The 18,889-nt window shown below is 36.4% G+C and carries 19 protein-coding genes and 1 other annotated feature; of the genes, 10 read left to right on the top strand and 9 right to left on the bottom strand.

The features are described from left to right. From ACQV2G_RS02390 to ACQV2G_RS02380, 3 genes are all read right to left on the bottom strand, one after another. Window positions 1-2,806 (bottom strand): Ig-like domain-containing protein (locus ACQV2G_RS02390; protein ID WP_428876050.1); only part of this gene is annotated, 2,806 nt, incomplete at its 3' end. Between the two features lie 628 nt (window positions 2,807-3,434). Continuing rightward, complete coding sequence (locus ACQV2G_RS02385) at window positions 3,435-4,934, bottom strand: C69 family dipeptidase (protein ID WP_428875002.1); 1,500 nt, start codon at window positions 4,932-4,934, stop codon at window positions 3,435-3,437. 146 nt (window positions 4,935-5,080) lie between these two features. Then, window positions 5,081-6,292, bottom strand: a complete 1,212-nt coding sequence (locus ACQV2G_RS02380; protein ID WP_428876048.1) for a dicarboxylate/amino acid:cation symporter — start codon at window positions 6,290-6,292, stop codon at window positions 5,081-5,083. Between the two features lie 286 nt (window positions 6,293-6,578). On the opposite strand from ACQV2G_RS02380, the gene ACQV2G_RS02375 reads away from it, so the two are divergent. From ACQV2G_RS02375 to ACQV2G_RS02365, 3 genes are read left to right on the top strand one after another with little or no spacing between them, the layout of a single operon-like run. Continuing rightward, window positions 6,579-8,003, top strand: coding sequence for a Y-family DNA polymerase (locus ACQV2G_RS02375; protein ID WP_428876046.1), 1,425 nt, complete (start codon window positions 6,579-6,581; stop codon window positions 8,001-8,003). Then, window positions 8,000-8,371, top strand: a complete 372-nt coding sequence (locus ACQV2G_RS02370) for a hypothetical protein (RefSeq protein WP_428874405.1) — start codon at window positions 8,000-8,002, stop codon at window positions 8,369-8,371. The genes ACQV2G_RS02375 and ACQV2G_RS02370 overlap by 4 nt, the downstream gene beginning before the upstream one ends. Beyond that, window positions 8,371-8,658, top strand: coding sequence for a DUF5960 family protein (locus ACQV2G_RS02365; RefSeq protein ID WP_428874407.1), 288 nt, complete (start codon window positions 8,371-8,373; stop codon window positions 8,656-8,658). Before ACQV2G_RS02370 ends, ACQV2G_RS02365 begins: the two co-directional genes overlap by 1 nt. A 509-nt stretch (window positions 8,659-9,167) precedes the next feature. Here the strand turns inward: ACQV2G_RS02365 and ACQV2G_RS02360 are convergent. Continuing rightward, window positions 9,168-10,067, bottom strand: a complete 900-nt coding sequence (locus ACQV2G_RS02360; RefSeq protein WP_428876044.1) for a YitT family protein — start codon at window positions 10,065-10,067, stop codon at window positions 9,168-9,170. A 377-nt stretch (window positions 10,068-10,444) separates the two neighbouring features. Between ACQV2G_RS02360 and ACQV2G_RS02355 the strand changes: the two genes are divergently transcribed. Then, a complete protein-coding gene (locus tag ACQV2G_RS02355) occupies window positions 10,445-10,960 on the top strand; it encodes a hypothetical protein (protein ID WP_428876042.1) in 516 nt (171 codons plus the stop codon). 231 nt (window positions 10,961-11,191) lie between these two features. Then, window positions 11,192-11,587: a hypothetical protein gene (locus ACQV2G_RS02350; RefSeq protein WP_428876040.1), complete on the top strand. Its 396-nt coding sequence runs from the start codon at window positions 11,192-11,194 to the stop codon at window positions 11,585-11,587. A gap of 207 nt (window positions 11,588-11,794) precedes the next feature. On the opposite strand, the gene ACQV2G_RS02345 is transcribed toward ACQV2G_RS02350, so the two are convergent. Both ACQV2G_RS02345 and ACQV2G_RS02340 read right to left on the bottom strand, forming a co-directional pair. After that, window positions 11,795-12,445 (bottom strand): P-II family nitrogen regulator, encoded by a 651-nt coding sequence (locus ACQV2G_RS02345; RefSeq protein ID WP_428874413.1) that lies wholly within the window; start codon window positions 12,443-12,445, stop codon window positions 11,795-11,797. A gap of 10 nt (window positions 12,446-12,455) precedes the next feature. After that, window positions 12,456-13,925, bottom strand: coding sequence for a DUF1538 domain-containing protein (locus tag ACQV2G_RS02340; RefSeq protein WP_428874415.1), 1,470 nt, complete (start codon window positions 13,923-13,925; stop codon window positions 12,456-12,458). Window positions 13,926-14,149: 224 nt separating this feature from the next. Between ACQV2G_RS02340 and ACQV2G_RS02335 the strand changes: the two genes are divergently transcribed. From ACQV2G_RS02335 to ACQV2G_RS02315, 5 genes are all read left to right on the top strand, one after another. Beyond that, window positions 14,150-14,530: a GntR family transcriptional regulator gene (locus ACQV2G_RS02335; protein ID WP_428874417.1), complete on the top strand. Its 381-nt coding sequence runs from the start codon at window positions 14,150-14,152 to the stop codon at window positions 14,528-14,530. Further along, window positions 14,523-15,203: an ABC transporter ATP-binding protein gene (locus ACQV2G_RS02330; RefSeq protein ID WP_428874418.1), complete on the top strand. Its 681-nt coding sequence runs from the start codon at window positions 14,523-14,525 to the stop codon at window positions 15,201-15,203. Before ACQV2G_RS02335 ends, ACQV2G_RS02330 begins: the two co-directional genes overlap by 8 nt. Continuing rightward, window positions 15,204-15,959: a hypothetical protein gene (locus ACQV2G_RS02325; protein ID WP_428876038.1), complete on the top strand. Its 756-nt coding sequence runs from the start codon at window positions 15,204-15,206 to the stop codon at window positions 15,957-15,959. 13 nt (window positions 15,960-15,972) lie between these two features. Beyond that, window positions 15,973-17,178: a hypothetical protein gene (locus tag ACQV2G_RS02320; protein ID WP_428876036.1), complete on the top strand. Its 1,206-nt coding sequence runs from the start codon at window positions 15,973-15,975 to the stop codon at window positions 17,176-17,178. A gap of 338 nt (window positions 17,179-17,516) precedes the next feature. After that, window positions 17,517-17,672: a hypothetical protein gene (locus ACQV2G_RS02315; protein WP_428876034.1), complete on the top strand. Its 156-nt coding sequence runs from the start codon at window positions 17,517-17,519 to the stop codon at window positions 17,670-17,672. Between the two features lie 106 nt (window positions 17,673-17,778). Here ACQV2G_RS02315 and rpmA read toward each other — a convergent pair whose 3' ends face one another. From rpmA to rplU, 3 genes are read right to left on the bottom strand one after another with little or no spacing between them, the layout of a single operon-like run. Further along, window positions 17,779-18,069 (bottom strand): 50S ribosomal protein L27, encoded by a 291-nt coding sequence (gene rpmA / locus ACQV2G_RS02310; protein WP_090290150.1) that lies wholly within the window; start codon window positions 18,067-18,069, stop codon window positions 17,779-17,781. A 12-nt stretch (window positions 18,070-18,081) separates the two neighbouring features. After that, a complete protein-coding gene (locus ACQV2G_RS02305) occupies window positions 18,082-18,426 on the bottom strand; it encodes a ribosomal-processing cysteine protease Prp (RefSeq protein WP_428874422.1) in 345 nt (114 codons plus the stop codon). Between the two features lie 2 nt (window positions 18,427-18,428). After that, on the bottom strand, window positions 18,429-18,740 hold the full coding sequence (gene rplU, locus ACQV2G_RS02300) for a 50S ribosomal protein L21 (protein ID WP_258436143.1): 312 nt from the start codon (window positions 18,738-18,740) through the stop codon (window positions 18,429-18,431). Between the two features lie 36 nt (window positions 18,741-18,776). After that, window positions 18,777-18,847, bottom strand: a sequence feature (ribosomal protein L21 leader region). Between the last annotated feature and the right edge of the window lie 42 nt (window positions 18,848-18,889).

Here is an 18,889-nt window from a genome sequence, read left to right as displayed (position 1 = left end):
TGGTAATCGTAATGGTATGAGTACCATCGCCATTATCTACGACTTCTGCAGTTGGTGATTTTCCATCTTGACCATTTTGACCATTTTGTCCATCAGATCCATCTGGTATAAAGATAGTTTTATCAGATTCATAGACATCAGTGTTTGGATTGTAAATTTTAATGGTAACATAATTACCATTCCGCCCATCTTCTTCACCCGGAGTAATTTCCACAATTGGTTGGGATGGTAAAAGTGGTTTTTCAGGATCAGCAGGTTTTTCAGGCCCTGGTATCACGATAGTCGTTCCATCATTATAATGAATCTCTACCCCACCGTCTTCTTTTTTAATCGTTTCAGTAATCGTTACGAAATTATATTGGAAAATGTCTGGTCTGGCTTCTTGGATCGTCTCACGTGAAACTTCTTGCCAATATTTTCCATTTATTTCTACAAAGTTTTCATAAAAACTTCCATCTGAGTGTGTTGGTATTTCCTCTGGGTTAACATGCTTATATAAAACACGATATCTACCAGATCGACCCTCTTGAACCTTTTTGATAGTTCCAGGAGCTAAGTCTTTATTATATTGGAACTCAGAACCAAAACCTTCATCTTCAACTGTCATCTCATAAAGTTCATCTTTGACACTCGGATTAGGATCGGGTTCAGGCGTTGGAGTTTCGTCTTTTTGATACACATAGGTTATTTCAATTGTCTTCTCTGGTTTATAACTTCCTGTAGCAGGGCTACCATCCTCATTATATTTTGGATTGTTAATTAAATTTTTTATCTCAACAAGTTGATAGCCCTCTTTATCTTGTTTTTGCGTTCGATAAAACTCGTTCCATTTACCAGTTTGAGCCGACTTATCATCTTTTAAATCAATCACAATCGAACCGTCTGATTTTTTTGTTTGATAAATATGATGTTCTATGAATGATCCGGTTTCTTCTGTACTTTCACCTGTAGAGGATACACTTGTTTTGCCTATAAATGAACCACCCTCAGCAATATGGGGAGCGCTTGGATCACCTTTGTCATAAAGATAAGTATCTACTCTTGGTTTTTCAAGTACATCAGAAGCACCTGGCGCATCCTCTACAAAGGTCATAGTGACTATGTAACGTTCATTTGCTACCGCTGATCCTAAATAGATACGGCTTTTACCGTGGTAATCCGAAACGTTACCCTTTACTTTAGTTACATTATAATTCTTACTATCTCCATCAAGATCAGGGATTAGGCTATCGCGCATAATTTGAGAAGGATAGGCTGAATTATTTGATTTCTTAGGTTTCACTTTGTGAACTTCCACCGAATCAGGGTCAATATGGAATTTATCAGATTTAAATCGGATGTCCGAATACCCTCCAATTGGGTTCCCATCATTATTTACATAAACCGTATATTTAAATAACTTCCGACCCTCTGAATCTTTCCCTAATTCACTAATTGCTTGAACTACTTTTCTAGTCTTATTATTTCCATAATCCACAATTATATCTTGACTCTTGGTTTGATTTCCAATAGTTACTGTAACAGGATACGATTTCTTATCAACTACAGCTGTATCTCGATTGGCCACCAGTTGATCATTAAATGATCCTTTTATATCCTTGTTATGATCCACATATTGAGTGAATATGTAACGAGTGGTATTGGATTCCGGATCATAAAATGCTTGTGCAATTAAATTGCCTTGACTATCTAGCAAATGAACACTATTTCGAGGTACATCTATGCCTCCAGGCAATACATAATCGCCGTAGTTAACATCAAAAAAATCGCCTGCTTTAATAGCATTGTCTAATTGGTACTTACCAGTAAACGCAATTTTCCCCTGTGAAGTCGGTTGCAATTCATTCGGGTTATTCCCACCAAGTATTTTAAATTGCAAATCACTAAATTGGATTAAATCCTTTACATCTCTTCCTGTGGCATTTTGGATAGCAAACATTTGAAAGCCAGAGTGTTTTTCAGCATAATCAATCCCAGCTTGAGTAATTTTCTCCATCAAAACTTCTGCGGACGCATTTTGAAGGGTCTCTTTATCAACGCCTGAAAGGATTCCTTCAATTTCTTCAGCACTGTATATCTCTGCTAATTGTTGACGGATCACCGCCTCGCGATCAATTTCACCATCAATTAATTGATGAAGTTCACTTAAGTGACCATCTGATTCTGCCAAACTTTTTTCTTCTGAATTAACGATGGAGTCTGACTCATTGACTACACTTTCTTCAATCACAGCGGCTTCTTCATCAATGATTAGCTCTTCCTCTGAAACTATTTCTTCTTCAGTAGATATAGATTCTTCAGTAGAACTCTCAGTTGTCTCTTCAACTAAGCTGCCGACTGTTTCTGGAATAGAAGTTGAGACGCTCTCGTACTCTACTGTTTTCTCATCTGTTGATGATTCCACACTCATTTCGGTACTGTTAGTCTCTGCTAACACTTCTTCACTATGAATCTCGTTAGAATCAACTGATTCTACAGTTTCTACAATTGCTGTTGATAAACTCTGATCAACAGCCGATATTTCTGCATCATCAATTTTAATGACTGCAGGGGTTTCAACTTGTTTTTTTACCTCAACCGGCTTACTTAAAGGTTGAATACCTTGCTCCTTATCATCATTTCCTAATTCTTCAATTTGGGAAGTTTCCGTAGTGTTTTCTGCTGCTAAAGCACTATTCGAACCCAAAAAGAACATACTTGAAATAGCAACGGATGCTAAGCCTGCACTATATTTTCTTAAACTATAGATTTTTTTCTTTCTAGCATTTTTCTTTTGTAACTCTGTAACATTATTCTTTCCTAACATATTATCACTCCTTAAATTTTAAAAATACCATACTTATACAATTAAAAAACGGCCACATCCATAATGTTGTGGTAATTACACACAATATTATGAATGTGACTAAATAGACCTCCTGTACACTTTACAATCATTAGTGAAGCAATTTAAAGCAAGATTGAATAAAAAACAATGTCTCTAAAACATTGAACAACACCGAACTTTTTTAACTTAAGAGAAGAAAAAATCGTTGGATACTTTCCCAAAGTCTTATGTTGCGATTGGATAAATGATAAAGACGCGCCTCTCAAATAAGTAAAATACATTACTTTAAGCGCCCTAACTAGTCCAATCTATCAACCACTTCCAGTCGATAAATCATTTATGAATGTGCGAACGACTGACTTCGTTAAAAGACTCTTTCGTCCTAATTCTCAAACTGCTGAATTAACAAGAACAATGATTGAATCTACTTATCAAACCAATGTGATTGCCGATCACTCAAAAACTAATAATCAGACCCTATTCACTCATACAGCCACCCTCTTCTTTTGCTGGCTTCTTAAGCAGACTTTATCAAACCAAAAGACCCCCAACCGTTAGATAAAAAGCTAACGGTTGGGGGTCGGTTCCTATTTGCTAGACATAAAACTTATTGATCAGATCGAGCATAGGCATTCTTCATGCCATTGGAAGCAATATCTAATACCTTTTTAAGCGTCTGATGTGTTTCTTCTTGTAACATAGCGACCAGTTTATGATTGGCTTGCTCGCATACTTGCTGACTTTGAGAGCTAGGGCTTGTTGCAAGTTTTTGATCATAGGCTTTAATGATTGCTAAAGCTTGATGGTCCACCTTGGACTGATAAGACTCTATCACTGTTTGCGTTTGATAATAATGTGCGTCCGCTAAAGCAGCAATCATTCTAGCAGACCAATACAGACTGTCCGTTGTGATTTGATCATCTGTCTGAGTGAGATAAGCCGGAAATTCACTCGCTTGAGGATATAGAGGAATCATGGCATTAAAGACATTTGATCCAAAGGCCATCCATTGAAGACTGCGATTGTTTTCCGGCATATAAGGCCGAATTTGAGTTAGGCCTAAAAAATTATTGCGATTGATTCCAATTGTCCGGTAAGCGCCTCGCATTTCGCTTGAGCCCTTAGTAAGATATGGATCATACGGGGTTCCTTGGTAATGATTGGAAAGGATCTCTTTTATTTCTTGGACAGTAATTTTATGTTCAGGCACAAAGGACCATGGGATATCAAAGGATTGTGGTGTGTAATCTGCCTCTGAGCCTTCCCACTTATAAGTTGTTGGATTGAAAAAGCGTCCCATTACCCAAGCTCGTGGCGTATTATATACTAAATCTGCAGCAGTTCTTGAGCCAAAGGCCAAACGTGGCTGAAATGGACCATCTTTTGATAAATCTAAGTGATTCTCTTGAATAAACTCTTTTAAATCAGCTGAACACATATGCTCTTTTTGTTGACCGAATGCATCTTCTAAATCAAAGGAATCTATTCCAAATTGATTAGGCATCACTACATAGGAATCATCTGGTACCCGTTTAGCTAACCAATGATGACCCCCTATTGTTTCCAACCACCAAATTTCATCGACATCTTGAAAAGCAATCCCATTCATCTCGGAAGTGCCGTATTCTTCTAACAAACTTGCCAACCGCTTTACCCCTTCACGAGCAGACCGTATAAAAGGTAAGACGAGCGATACCATATCTTCTTCTGAGATACCTCCAGGAATTTCTGCTTGATAATTATCGCTCCCCTGCTCACCCCTAGCTTCTTGGTAGGTTACCAATGGATCAGCAGCTAACACTCGCGCATTGGAAGTGATCGTTTCGGTCGCAGTCATGGCAACATTTGCGGCATTGACCCCACACGCTCCCCAAACTCCCTGGTCTCCTACAGCATCAGGGGTCATACTATAAGCTAATGGGTCACTTGGCAACTCAATTTCTAAGTGAGCTAACACCGACCGATAGTGAGACGGATGTCCTTGACTATCGACTTTGACCATTTTTTTAACATTAAATTGTCCCGAAACAGAGTCTTCGTTTCGTGCAACAAGCGTTGACCCATCATAAGAGGCTTTTTTACCTACTAAAATTGTTGTACATCCCATATTAATCCCTCACTTTCATACTCCTATCTTATGCTTCTTACTTCTAAAAATAAAGTCTGAATAATGTATTTATTCTTAAGTATTAAAAAACTCCTCATTAGTTAGGTCGCTGGCTAACTAATGAAGAGCTTATTACAGTGCTATTTTTAGCTTTTAATCTTATCGGAATATATTTTATCAATAAAAACTGCTATGGCATTATCTCCTGAAACATTCGCTGCAGTACCAAAAGAGTCTTGAGTTAAATACAGCGAAATCATTAATTGTTGCATAGCATCTCCAACAATTCCTACCATTGGTAAGAATGGTACAGCTGACATAATAGCTCCTCCAGGTGCTCCTGGAGCTGCTACCATCGCAATACCTAACATGCAGATAAAGCCAAAAATTACACTAAAGCTGTGCGGAAGATCATACATTAATAATAAGGCTGTCGCACAGGAAGTAATAGTAATCATCGAACCTGCTAAATGAATAGTTGCACATAGAGGGACAACGAAATTACGAATTTCTTCAGATACACCATTATTTTCTGCACAATCTAAGTTCACCGGAATAGTTGCAGCAGATGACTGGGTCCCAACTGCCGTCATATAACCTGGAATTTGATTTTTAATGAGTCGTAATGGGTTTTTTCCAGCATAGCTTCCTGCACCAATGAATAATAAACTAACATAAAGTAAATGCATAATAATGACAATAACGAATACTTTCCAGAAGATAGATAGTACTGCAAATACCGATCCAGAATAAGACATATTTGCAAAATTTCCTAGAATATAAATTGGCAACAAGGGAATAATTACCGTTTCTAATACTTTAACTACCACTTCTTCAAACTCAACAGTCAATTGGTAAAGTACCTGTCCAGAATTTCGATTAGCCCGTAACCACGAAATAACAAGCCCCATCATAAAAGCCAGCACAACCGCTGTTGTAACTTCTAAAATAGGCGTTATCGGAACCGTAAAGAATGGAGTAGCTCCTTCTCCTGCTTCAGTAATCTTATTGACTAAATCACTGGTAATAAAACTAGGGAAAATACTTGTTGCCACAAAGTAAGCAAAAGTCCCCCCTATAAGGGTTGATCCATAAGCTGTTAAAGCTGTCATACCTAGTAATTTGCCTGCTCCTTCTGTAAGATCTGCAATTCCTTTAGTTACTAAACCAATAATCATTAAAGGAATAAAGAAACCTAAAAAGGCTGAAAACAGGCTAGATAAAGTAACTAAAATTCTAATAAACCATTCAGGAACAAATGGCAAACGCCCAATCAAAATACCCATTGCAATAGCTATCAGCAACCGACCGACTAAACCCGTTTTGATTTTAATTCTGTCATTTTTATTCTCTGACATTTTTTCCCCTCCATTTGGAATTTTTTTAGCAAACTCGAGTTATTACTATGCTTATATTATACACGAAAAAAAGTTATATGAAAGCGTTTTTTAAATTATCTTGTTTTTTAACTGCATTTTGCTGAATAGTAATAATTGTAGCTCTTTTAAAGAAATTTTATTTTAAAAACAGTAATAAAATACTCTTTTTAAAATGTTTCCTATCTCATAAAATTCTTTAAATTATTTTCGCTATTGACACGAACATCCGTTCGTATTAAACTGTTGCTTACAGGAGGAATTTGTAATGACTATTATTGATTATAGCCGTGAACCTAAATCTGATATTGCTTTTATCGATATGAAATCCTTCTATGCGAGCGTAGAGTGTGTTGAGCGTGGCTTGCATCCTCTAAGAACAAGCCTTTGTGTCATGAGTCAAACAGACACTTCTCAAGGGCTGATTTTGGCTTCTTCTCCCATTTTTAAGCAAGTTTTTGGGCGTAGCAATGTGGGACGAACTTATGATTTACCCTTCTCTCTTCATAATCGACGATTCAACTATCGCAACGCTCGACGTAATGGCTTACGAACGGATCCTGCCTATGTTCGTTATATTGAATCTTGGGCCAAACGTTCATTATTTGTGCCACCCAGGATGGACCTTTATATTAAAAAGAATATCGACCTTTTAAAGCTGTTAACCCAGTATGCTTCTGAAGAAGATATTCTCCCCTATTCGATTGATGAAAGCTTTATTGATTTAACGCATGTTTTGAACTACTTTATTCCTGATCGTCAGGTGTCACGTCGAGACAAATTAGAAATGTTAGCTAGTAAAATTCAACTGGATATCTGGCGTAAAACAGGAATCGCTTCAACCATTGGTCTTTCTAATGCCAATCCTTTATTGGCTAAGCTCGCTTTAGATAACGAGGCTAAAAAGAAGCCGACCATGCGAGCAAATTGGTCCTATGAAGATGTTGCAAGCAAAGTATGGGCCATTCCAAATTTAACTGATTTTTGGGGGATTGGTAAGCGCACAGCCAAACGACTCAATCAGTTAGGGATTCATTCCATTTATGATCTAGCCCATGCTAATCCTGAACAATTAAAAAAGGAGTTCGGTGTAATTGGCTTGCAATTATTCTTTCATGCCAATGGGGTCGACGAAAGTAAAGTTAGTGAGCCTTATCGTCCGAAGTCTAGAGCTATCGGTAATTCGCAAATTTTACCCCATGATTATACTCAGCAAGCAGATATTGAATTGCTTTTGAGTGAAATGGCAGAACAAGTGGCCATTCGTTTAAGACGGGCTGGCAAAAAAGCACAGCTGGTCTCTGTCTCTGTCGGTTATTCCAAAGCAGTTGACCTATCTCCCCTTCGCGCTCAAACCAAAATCGATCCTAGCCAGCAAACAAAAGTCTTAACAGCCACTGTGATTGAGCTCTTTCGCTCTAAATATAAAAACGGACCCGTTCGCCATATTGGTGTTCGTTATTCGGGCTTGGTAGAAGAAAACATCCATTACTTTTCGCTTTTTGAAGAGCCAAGACAAATATCAAAAGAAGAGCGCCTCGATAAAACAGTAGATGCTATTCGAAAACGTTTTGGCTACGTCTCTGTTTTAAAAGCTAGCGCCTTACTAGAAAGTTCTCGTTCCATTGCTCGAAGCAAGTTGATAGGTGGTCATGCAGCAGGCGGAGCAGGCGGATTGGATGGTTTAGAATGAGTGTAGATCGGTCTTACTTATCATCTAAAGCTGCACGTCAATATCAAGATCGCAAAATGGCTAAATGGATGGGCTTTTTCTTATCAGAACATAGCTCTGCTCTGTCACACAGCTTTACTGACTCAAGCCCGGCCAGACTGTCTCCTAAGGAGAAATTTCTTTTACTCAGCCAAGCCTATGTTCAAAAACTCTCCATTAGCCTTATTTATCAAGGCAATCATCCAAATAAGGCCCACCAATCATTTACCGGCACTCTTAAAGAGCTAAATCTAGACCATTGTGCGATTGAAGACCCCCTTTCTAGAAACTATCTCCTTTTAGCTTTTGAACAAATTATCGATATTACACTTGCTGAGGAGGTGGAATAATGAAAACCAATGACTACCACCATAATCAAACACAATTTGATTATTTCAGTGAAAATTATCAACGATTTCAAGAGGATTTCTATCGTTATTCTAAGCTGAAAGTTCCTCTTGCTTTTCTAGAGGATGAGTTATTACGAATGATGTCGGCATCAACCATTAATTATTTTCGTATCCCTCAAAAACACAGTCTCGACCAACGTACTCACACTTTTGTTTTCAAGGTGCGTACCGATAAGCGCAACCATTTAATTCGCATTTACCAATATCAGTATCATTATGTTGATTAAAGTTCTACCCTCAATCCCAGCCTATCAAGCTAGGATTTTAGTGCTATCCATCTTTCTATTCAAAAAGCCCACTCATTTGAGTGAGCTTTTTTCTAAGCTTGATTAGCAAACTGACTTTAATAGCCGTCTGCATAACACCCATTAGCTACTTAAAGCAAATCATGTTTCTTTTTTCACTAATATTACCACTCTTCATCAACAAGATAATATCGGCATTACAAATAGTCGATAAGCGGTAGAGCATTACGAAGGAGGTCCCCCTCCCTTACCTTATCCATACCTTCTTCATTTAATCTTTCTAAAAAAACTATCGACTGAAGAACGTACTTCATCCAATGCTAAGATGGCTGGATTAAAGAGCACAGCTCGATCAATGGTATCCATTGCTTTTGAAGCAGGGAAATATTATTAGCTTCTTCATTTATTTCCTTATGTAGCAAGATAAAAACTCGATTAAAAAGGGGCTTCACCTTTCAATCGAGTTCGTTAGATCAGTTAATTACTAATGGTTAATGGTATCTATTTTTGTGTGGACTTTCATAGGAAAAGAAGGTGAACCCTTCGCCAATTACTTGTTGAACGTCTGAAATAGTGACGAAGGCTTTGGGATCAATTTGAGTCACTAATCTTTGTAATTGAACAACCTGATTACGATTCACTATTGCCAGTAAGACTTCCCTTTCTTGCTTAGAATAGTAACCATATGCCCTAAATACAGTGATACCTCGCACCATCTCTTTAATTACTATATCCGCAATTTCTTCTTTCTTAGAGGAGAATATCATCACGGACTTTCGACGGTTGACCCCATCTGTCACGAAGTTTACGGTCTGACTCGCAATAAACATCATCATGATTGTCACAATCGTCATATCTACACCAATGATGAAACTTGAAGCTAAAATGACTAGCATATCACACATCAGTAAGCCAACTGAAAAGCTAATTCCTAGGTACTGCTGCATAATCATAGCAACAATATCCGTTCCGGCAGTAGTCCCATTGCCTCTAAGAACTAAACCAATACCTGCTCCTAAAAGAACTCCACCTGCTACAGCAGGGATAATAATATTAGTTGCAATATAAGGAGCTGGTTGGATAACATTTAAACAAAAACTTAAACAAGTTGAAGCATAAATTGTATAAAGCAAGGTTCGCCTACTTAGGTATTTCCATCCAACCACTAATAAAATGGCATTAACGATGAAGTTGCTTGTACCGGTTGGTATTTTAAGTAAATAATAGGCCAACATAGAAACACCCGTTACACCACCATTACCAAAATGATTTGGGATTAAGAAATAGTTTACTCCAAAAGCATAAACAATACAGCCAAGCGTCATTATCAAAACAGAATAAAGAATCCCTTTCGGAGTTAAATCAAAATAGTCCATTACTTTTTTTACCATTGCCACCACTCCTTTACTATCAAGGATATTATACCCTTTTTTGACAAGAATGTAATCACTTTCAAGTAGGTTTTTAAAATCTTAGTAAATTATAATCAATCATTAATTTATTTTATTGTTTCGATAGTTATTGACAGCGCTGAGTTACCATTCCTAATAATTTGCAAAAGTAATGATGGTATATTTTTTCTCTTGTTAAGACTTTTATTTAAGTTAAAAATAATAAATTTTTATAAAACAAATTTAATTATTTATAATTTTTAAAAAAAGGATGTTATATCTGATTTTTTTGTATATACTATTAACAATAAATTTTTGAAAGATGGTTGGTGTTGATGTGTGCAAAGAATAAGTTGAGTGTGATAGCAGTAAGTTTAATGATAATGGTAAGTTCTCTCTTTAATTTTGATGTTAATGCCCATGCAAGTACTTCAATAAAGGAAACAGCTAATGTTAATGATAATGTTGTAATGGATTTTTATAAAGAAAATTCAGAGTATTTTGACACTTCGGAAAATGGTGATGAGACAGTTGTAACTATCACAGATGATAAACTTATAAAGTATTTTAATGATCTAGGAATAGATACTTCTAAATTTTCAAATGATAGTACTAGCATGTTAAGAAGACAAAGTAACGGGGTAACAAAGTTGGTATGGCATGGAAAAGCATCAAAAGGTAATGAGGATGTATATATAAGTGCGTCAACGTTTAGTATTCTAGGTGGAGCTGGTACGGGAGTTGCAACAAGATTTATACTTATGTTGTTACCACCACAATTTAAACTTGCAGCAGCGGCTATAGATGGAGCTATTGGTGCTATCGGTTTTTCTGACTATGCAAGAGTATTTGTTGTAAGAGGATTTCGTTATCAATACAATTATTTACAATAATCGTAACTTAAAAGGATCATTAGGTGAATTTTATGAAGAAACTAAGCAAAATAATAAATGAGTTACTTTTTGTAGGAGTATATATTTTGGTAAGCGTATTAATAACATTTTTCCAAGGGAAATTAACGATTTCATATTTTTTTGATAACTTATTGTATAGAATAATAGGATTTGTGTTTGTGTATTCATTATTTTATTTTGTAGATAAAAAACATAGGAAGGAAAATAATTATGAAAAAAAATAATTATATAAAATCAATATTAATTCTAACTATATTTTTAGGTCTATCAACTATATCTGTTTCTGCTGAGGAAAACGATCTAACAAAAGAGGATTATATTACTACACAATCTGTTTCTACTGAAGATACAGATGTAACAAAAGAGGATTATATATTCAGGTCGAAAGTTTGGCCTCCGCGTACTCTTTTTGTAGAAGTATGGAAAGTGGTACCAACTGACCCGGGTCCGGTCCCTAGATCCTATAAACAATGGTATGTAGAGTATAGGAACGGCATAAAATATGAAGGATATATATCATGGACAGGTGCTAAAAAAATATATACTGTCGCTCCTGTTAAATTACAATTTTTATTTAGAGGTATCATAAGATTAGCAAAAATTTAGCAATACTAAAAAGCAAGATAAATTATTAATTTAATTCATCTTGCTTTTTTAATATTTATTTTTTCAAAAAATTACTTTTCGAATTGATACTATATTAAATAGCTTTATTTTCGGTGTTACGACAAACTTCTTTTGTCATTTTTCCCTTTTAATAAATGTATCATAAGCTAATCATTCGTCTTAATCCACTTTTTTAGTTTTACATAATTAGTTTATTTGTTGGAAAAGCCCGCTTACATCGTTGACATCGATAGTAAAAAGGATTCCCTTACCCGGTTGGTCAATATCCATGGCTTTAGAAACTTTTTCAATGATTTCAGGCACTTTTTGTGTCTCAACAATCATTAAGACAAGCTCTTTTTCCGGTTCAATTTGAACATTAAAAATCTTAGGAGCTTTCTTCGAACCTAGTCCTCGACCATGGAGGATAGTTGCTCCACCTGCTCCTTCTTCACGAGCAGTTTCCACTACTTCATCCCCTGAATCACGATCAACAATTGTAGCTACTAATTGATACTTACTCATTTCTTGACCTCCCTCATTAAATTCATGCATTAACTGGTGACTGCCATAGACACTACTTGTATTAATTGAAAAGAGAATGCCCTTTCCTTTTTTAGGTAATTCACACTTTTCGGTTAAGACTTGATGAATTCTTTCTTCATTTGAATGATCAACCAACATCAATAAGGCTTCACGCTTGGAATCATTCAAACCTAATAAATCTAAGAAAGGATTGGCAACTGTTCCTTCTGCTTGAAAGATCGTTCCACCGGTGGCTCCTGCCAGGCGTGCCTGCTCAAGGTAATAGGAGGCTGTACCCTTCTTAACAATTGCAAAAAATAAGACTGTCTGCATAAATACCCTCCTATGCTATTTTTTCTTGTTTTAATTTCCACTTATAGATGATTCCGAGTAATAATATCATGACGATTGGCGCCATTGCAACCGTTGCGATGACACCAAAGCCATCCGTTACCACATCTGCCGTTGGAATCCGATCCGCTGCCCCTTGTGCAAAGGACAGGATGAAAGTTGCCGTCATTGGTCCGGAAGCTACGCCTCCCGCATCAAAAGCAATCCCTCCAAATAAATCATCTACAAAAAAGGATAAACAGATGGCTAAAAGAAAGCCAGGTAATAAATAATACCAGATTTGAATACTAGGCACTAGGATACGAACCAGTGACCCACTGACAGCTAGGCCTACTCCAATAGATAGAAAGACAAGTAAAAGTTTATTCTTAATAAAACCACCCGTTACCGCTTCAACTTGGTCTCCCAATACGTGAACGGCTGGCTCAGCCAAAACAATCACCAAGCCCATAATCAAACCAATTACGGGTAACCATGCCTGAAAGTCACGCGCTAACATATTACCTAGAAAACGCCCCATATCCATAAAGCCTTGATTGACACCTATTAGAAAGAGAACCAGTCCAATCAAAGTGTAAGTAACCCCTTTGATAATCCGTTTGAGTTCACGCTTTTTGAGCTTAAATTGTTTCCAATTCATAATCGCAAACAAAATGGCTAAGGGAGCGAGGGCCATTAAAGACTCAAGCAAGGTGTGTCCAATAGCCAAAAAGAATGGGGCAATAATTCCCTCCGTATAACGATAAACTTCTGCTTGCCCTTGGAAACTTACTCCTGTAATAACTGATAATAAAATAACTGCTAAAATTGGCCCGACACTCATGGCACCTACTAAACCAAAAGAATCTTCCTCAGCCATGTGCCCCCCTTTACGAGATGAAACAGCCGCTGATAATGCTAAGATAAAAGGTGTGGTTAAGGCACCTGTCGTAGCACCTGACGCATCGAAAGCAATGGCTATAAAATCATTAGAAACCAATAAGGCCATTAAGGCGATCAACCCATAAGCAATTAAGAAAAAATACTTAATCGAAAAGGAAGACAAAATCCGCACGATACCAAAAGCAATTAAGAAGCCGACACCAAGTGAGACCATTGCAACAATCACCGTTGAAGTAAGAGCTCCTCCCATCGCATCAGCCACCTGTTGGCCTAAAATAAGTAAATCAGGTTCTGCGACCGTGACCGAAAAACCAATTACAAAGGCTAGCCCTGTAATGGCCCAAATATTGGGAGCATCTGCTACACTTTTCCCCATCAAATCTCCTATAGGACTCATACCAACTTCCACACCAAATAAGAAGATCGTTAAACCTATAATTAAAAAGACAGCCCCTATTAAAAAACGAATCATCATATCTGCCGACACATTGACCATGGTCAATGAAATGATCACGACTATAAGTATAATAGGCAGTACAGAAGCTAACACTTCTTTTAATTTATCGACTAATAAATCCATAACATTCCTCCTTCATAAATATTATTTCTCCTTCATCATACCATAGCTTAGCTTGACTTTTGCTTAAATCTTTATCACCATTCATTCCGTTCATCTTTTACTTGCATTTTTACCTTCATACCTTGACTTAAAAGTGTATGGCTCGTATAATACACTTAAACAAGCTGTATTATGATTGTGGGACACATCTTGGAATATAATAAAGCTTTAATGGAGGTAAAATAATGAAACTTGCACCCAATCTACCCATCTATACCCAAATTATTACTTGGGTAAAAGATCAGATCATCACAGGCAAATATACGCCGGGTTATCAATTGCCCTCAAGAAGACAATTAGCAAAGGAATGGAAAGTCAATCCCAATACCGTTCAAAAGGCATTTAAAGAAATGGAGGACTTAGGTATGATTGTTACTCAAGCTCAAAGACCTAGCACCATAACAACTGATACGCAATTAATTTCTCAACTTAAATATGAATCCATTGATCAAGCCATCGAAAACCTAGTCGATGTTTTAATTCCCATGGATTTGCAATTAGAAGATATCATCCAACGCCTTACCCATAGCTATCAAATTAAAAAGGAGGCCATTAACCATGATTAAAATCGAAAACCTCAACAAGTCTTTCAGTAAGCATAAGGTCCTTAAAGACATCAATTTAGAAGTTAAACCAGGTGAAATCACTGGATTGATCGGCATTAATGGTACAGGAAAATCGACCCTCATTAACTGTATTGCCAGACTTTTGCCTTATCAAGGGGAAATTTATATTGATGAAATAAAATTGCGAGATGCTAAAGCTAGAATATGGCATGTTCCCGATTACCTCAACTTTCCCCCTTCGATGACGGTTAAAGCATGCAAAGAATTTATGTACAATCTCTATCCTGCTTGGAATCCTACTAGAGCACAAGATATCCAAGATTTTTTCCAATTAGAAGATAGTAAGCGCATTAAAGAGCTATCCAAGGGGAATCAAGCAAAACTTAATTTAATGTTAGGCTTATCTTTAGAGGCAGATTATCTTCTGTTAGATGAACCCTTTGCTGGCATCGATGTCTTTAGCCGGGAAGAAATTCTTGAACTCTTTGGTTCATTTATCCAAAAAGACTGTGGTGTCTTAGTAACCACTCATGAACTTTACGATGTCGAACACTTTATCGACCGAGCCGTTTTAATGAGTGAGGGCCAAATCAAACACTCTATCTATTTAGAAGATATGCGTGAAAATGAAGAACTATCCTTAGTTGAATGGTTAAGAAAGGAGTTAAATTAAATGAAAGAAATATTAAGTTTAACTTATTTTGAAATACAAAGACAGAAACTTTACTGGTTATCCATCGCTTTAATCTATCTCGTCCTATCCTTAATTTCTATTAATAATAATATACAAAGCAATTTTCAACAAAATATGATTATTCAGCCAAGTATATTGCTGAATATCATAAATATCGCCTTTATTATCGGAGTTATTAGTACGGCCATTGCGACCCTTTTAGTCTGGTTAAAAGATTGGTTTAGCCAAGGTAAAATGATTTCTCGCTGGTTAGCTGGCCCTTTTAAACGATCCAGCCTCTACCATGCAAAATTTCTAAGCCTCGTCTTTTATTTTTTCCTGAATATTTTATTCGTTTATTTTACAGTATATGTTTTTCATTTTCTCTTACAAATGATCTTACAAGAGCGGTATTCAAATGATATGCCCCTCTATCTCGTTTTCAACTTTTCTTATTTCACCAATCTTTTCACCGAATCCATCTGGGTATCGCTTGTTAATATCTTAGCCTGGCTTGCCTTGATTCCAATCACCCTTCTATTTGTACTGCTTGAACGCGCCTATTCCTGGAAATGGTCTGTCCTCTACTTGCTCATCCTAGTAGCAGGAACATATCTTACTGGAAAACTCATAGCTTTTGGTATGCTACCTACTAATCTCGAGTTTCATGCGTTTTATCCACTCAGTTTTATCCTTGTAGGAAGTATCACTTACTGGATTGGCAGTCAATATGTCGCAAAAGATCTGCATATTTAAAGGAGGTAGAAAGATGAATTATTATAAACAAATGATTAAATACTTTGCAATCATTGGCATGGGTTTAATCTTATTAGTAGGAAGTCTCTATGGTCTTAACTCGCCGATTATTGGGAAATTAACCTCAATAAAAGGAGATGAAAAACTAACCAATCTACCTGAAGAGTATGTCCAACTAAGTAGTCAAAACAGTTTCTTCTCTCTGCCAGAAGAAATGTTCCAAAATAAAAGTGGAGATTTTCAGTTGAGTCGTTCAAATCTTAGATTCAAAAGCCTTGATTTTGAGGGAAATAAAGAATTAAAAGCATTAGCTAAAGAAGCCCCCAACTTTTTCAAAGGAATAGATTCACTAGAACAAATCTATCAAGGAGATAAGCACTATTTCTGGATTGAAAGTGATTTGTTTTCTAATGAAGAAAAACCCATCAAAGTTCACTTTTTAGACTTTACAAATAAAAAGGAGCTTATCAAAGATATTCCTACAATCAAAACTTCAATTAAGGACTCGGATAAAATCTATCTGCAAAATGTTCAAGTCCGACAAGTTGATGGTAAATATTATCTAATGTGTCTTTACAATATCGAATCGGGAAACAGCAATAGCGACAAATTTTCCTTTAAAAACAAAATTACAATTTACCAACTTGATGAAGTCAACAAAGAAAACCAATTTAAACTCATTAATGAAGAAGACTATACTGTATATAGTGATGAGGAAACTCTAGCTAAAGATGTTTGGTTCAATAGTCCATTCTTAAGTAGTAACCTCTCTCTTGATGCTCCCTTTATTCAAACTAGCTATAATCTTGAAAATGACGAGAATGGTCCCTTCTTTCTGTTTGATTTTAAAGACCAATCATGGCAAGAAACTAAAGTAACCATTCCAAGTTCAAATAGCTTCGAAATCCTGACTGCTGACTCTAACCATATTTATATCATCGAATATCAAAAAAATAAGCCTCACTTTGGTCGCTACTCAATAAAGGAAGATAATTATATCGGTGAGATTCCGATTGAACATTTTGAATCTTTGGAAGTTGGGCTAGACATTCAAGTGATTGACTATAACAGTAAGGGGCCATCTCTTCTCTCCCTCAATGATTCTGGCAAGAAATATTATGGCTATTACGATTTAAACACCGGACAAAGCCAGTCACTCTTTAGAATCGATTTTCCTAAAGAGTATCAGAATTATTTAGATCTTTTAATTTGGAATTAAAGAATCATACGCACCCATATTGTACTTTAAAGGAGGCTGACTAATGTCACAGCCTCCTTTTATTTTAAAAAAGTTATGCATTTAATTTTAAAAGAAAACCATTTCCTTTTTATTACTTAAAGTTACATTATAATTAGAAATTTATTTATGCTTCTTAGCTATATTCCCCATAGAATAGTCACTTTAAATTACTGGAAATATTTTAGCCATCAACTATTTAAAGAGGAAGTGAAATGAAAGAGGCTTTTACGGCTGGTGAGCATGATGAGCTCGGGTGACACAACTGCTTTGCGCAAGGGAAAAAGAAAGCAGAAAACTAGAGGAAGAAATTTCAAAATTTGAGAAAATACTTCAATCAAAAAAGAGCAATTAAACAGTCAACAGAAGATGAGTTAATAGCCGATAAAAGCAAAGAATCAAAAAGTATTATTTTAATTGATAAGACAGACTTTTATAATATAGCATTCAAAGAAATTGAAATAAACGACCAATGATGACTACGGCTTAACTGTCACTTCAACAAATCATTAGACAAACAAAAAAGCAGTCTTAGTTTAACTAGGACTGCTTTTAAGATGTTAGGCATTTTAAAAACTTCGATTAAGCTTCAACAGCTACTGGGTAAACTGAAACTTTCTTAGCTTTTTTACCCTTGCGTTCGAATTTAACGATTCCATCAATTTTTGCAAATAATGTATCATCGCCACCACGGCCAACATTTTCGCCTGGATGGATTTTTGTTCCACGTTGACGGTAGATAATTGATCCACCTGTTACTTCTTCACCGTCGCCAACTTTAGCGCCTAAACGCTTAGCAATGGAATCACGACCGTTCTGAGTAGAACCTCCACCTTTTTTAGTAGCGAATAGTTGTAAGTCTAATTTCAACATAGAGAGCACCTCCTATAGTATAGTTTGTTTAATCTGGATATATTCGGGATAAGCTTGTTCTGTCACTTCTAAAGCTAAAATTAAATGACGCATCAAAAGTTGCACATCATGTTTTAACTTCTTTTGTTCAATCGATGGTAGTACGAGCTTGAGATAACCACCTTCCATTTCATTAACAGTGGTTTCTACAGGCACTTGCAAGAGTTGGTAAAGAGAGTTTTCTACTGAAATAACTTGGCTAGATACTGCGGCACAGACAATATCTTGTCCATGTTCACCATAACCAGCATGTCCTGTCATTTCGATTTCTTTAACTTCTTGACCCTCTTTTGAAAGGCTGATTTGTACTTGAATCATGATTAAGCCTTAATCGCGTTAACAGTTAATTTAGTGTATGGTTGACGGTGTCCTTGCTTACGGTGAGAATCTTTACGACGTAAATATTTGAAAGTAACCACTTTCTTTTCGCGTCCTTGTTTCTCAACAGTCGCTTCTACACTTGCTCCAGCAACTAATGGTGAACCTACCTTTGTTTCACCTTCACCACCTACTAAAACGACTTCATCAAAAGTTACTTTATCGCCTTCAGCAACGTCTAGCTTCTCAACGAAGATTGTTTGTCCTTCTTCTACCTTAATTTGCTTGCCGCCTGTTTTTATAATTGCGTACATTCAAGCACCTCCTATTATTAGATTTTCGGTATAAATACCTACACTTAGACTCGCCAACTTGAGTGGCTAATGCACTTAAACTCAAGGATGAGCGGTTGCAGTTGTGGTGCTACACAAATACAACATTAGTAGGATATCAGAATTACTTT

This window comes from Facklamia sp. P12955 (assembly GCF_050409565.1).
Taxonomy (GTDB): domain Bacteria; phylum Bacillota; class Bacilli; order Lactobacillales; family Aerococcaceae; genus Facklamia.
This window is presented reverse-complemented; position numbering and strand designations above follow the sequence as displayed.

What these genes read in the sequence shown, in the direction of transcription:
- ACQV2G_RS02375 (WP_428876046.1), top strand. Translation starts at nt 6,579, where the DNA reads ATGACTATTATTGATTATAGCCGTGAACCTAAATCTGATATTGCTTTT.
- ACQV2G_RS02350 (WP_428876040.1), top strand. Translation starts at nt 11,192, where the DNA reads ATGAAAAAAAATAATTATATAAAATCAATATTAATTCTAACTATATTT.
- ACQV2G_RS02355 (WP_428876042.1), top strand. Translation starts at nt 10,445, where the DNA reads ATGATAATGGTAAGTTCTCTCTTTAATTTTGATGTTAATGCCCATGCA.
- ACQV2G_RS02335 (WP_428874417.1), top strand. Translation starts at nt 14,150, where the DNA reads ATGAAACTTGCACCCAATCTACCCATCTATACCCAAATTATTACTTGG.
- ACQV2G_RS02320 (WP_428876036.1), top strand. Translation starts at nt 15,973, where the DNA reads ATGAATTATTATAAACAAATGATTAAATACTTTGCAATCATTGGCATG.
- ACQV2G_RS02370 (WP_428874405.1), top strand. Translation starts at nt 8,000, where the DNA reads ATGAGTGTAGATCGGTCTTACTTATCATCTAAAGCTGCACGTCAATAT.
- rpmA (WP_090290150.1), bottom strand. Translation starts at nt 18,069, where the DNA reads ATGTTGAAATTAGACTTACAACTATTCGCTACTAAAAAAGGTGGAGGT.
- ACQV2G_RS02305 (WP_428874422.1), bottom strand. Translation starts at nt 18,426, where the DNA reads ATGATTCAAGTACAAATCAGCCTTTCAAAAGAGGGTCAAGAAGTTAAA.
- ACQV2G_RS02360 (WP_428876044.1), bottom strand. Translation starts at nt 10,067, where the DNA reads ATGGTAAAAAAAGTAATGGACTATTTTGATTTAACTCCGAAAGGGATT.
- ACQV2G_RS02345 (WP_428874413.1), bottom strand. Translation starts at nt 12,445, where the DNA reads ATGCAGACAGTCTTATTTTTTGCAATTGTTAAGAAGGGTACAGCCTCC.
- ACQV2G_RS02340 (WP_428874415.1), bottom strand. Translation starts at nt 13,925, where the DNA reads ATGGATTTATTAGTCGATAAATTAAAAGAAGTGTTAGCTTCTGTACTG.
- rplU (WP_258436143.1), bottom strand. Translation starts at nt 18,740, where the DNA reads ATGTACGCAATTATAAAAACAGGCGGCAAGCAAATTAAGGTAGAAGAA.
- ACQV2G_RS02380 (WP_428876048.1), bottom strand. Translation starts at nt 6,292, where the DNA reads ATGTCAGAGAATAAAAATGACAGAATTAAAATCAAAACGGGTTTAGTC.
- ACQV2G_RS02330 (WP_428874418.1), top strand. Translation starts at nt 14,523, where the DNA reads ATGATTAAAATCGAAAACCTCAACAAGTCTTTCAGTAAGCATAAGGTC.
- ACQV2G_RS02325 (WP_428876038.1), top strand. Translation starts at nt 15,204, where the DNA reads ATGAAAGAAATATTAAGTTTAACTTATTTTGAAATACAAAGACAGAAA.
- ACQV2G_RS02385 (WP_428875002.1), bottom strand. Translation starts at nt 4,934, where the DNA reads ATGGGATGTACAACAATTTTAGTAGGTAAAAAAGCCTCTTATGATGGG.
- ACQV2G_RS02365 (WP_428874407.1), top strand. Translation starts at nt 8,371, where the DNA reads ATGAAAACCAATGACTACCACCATAATCAAACACAATTTGATTATTTC.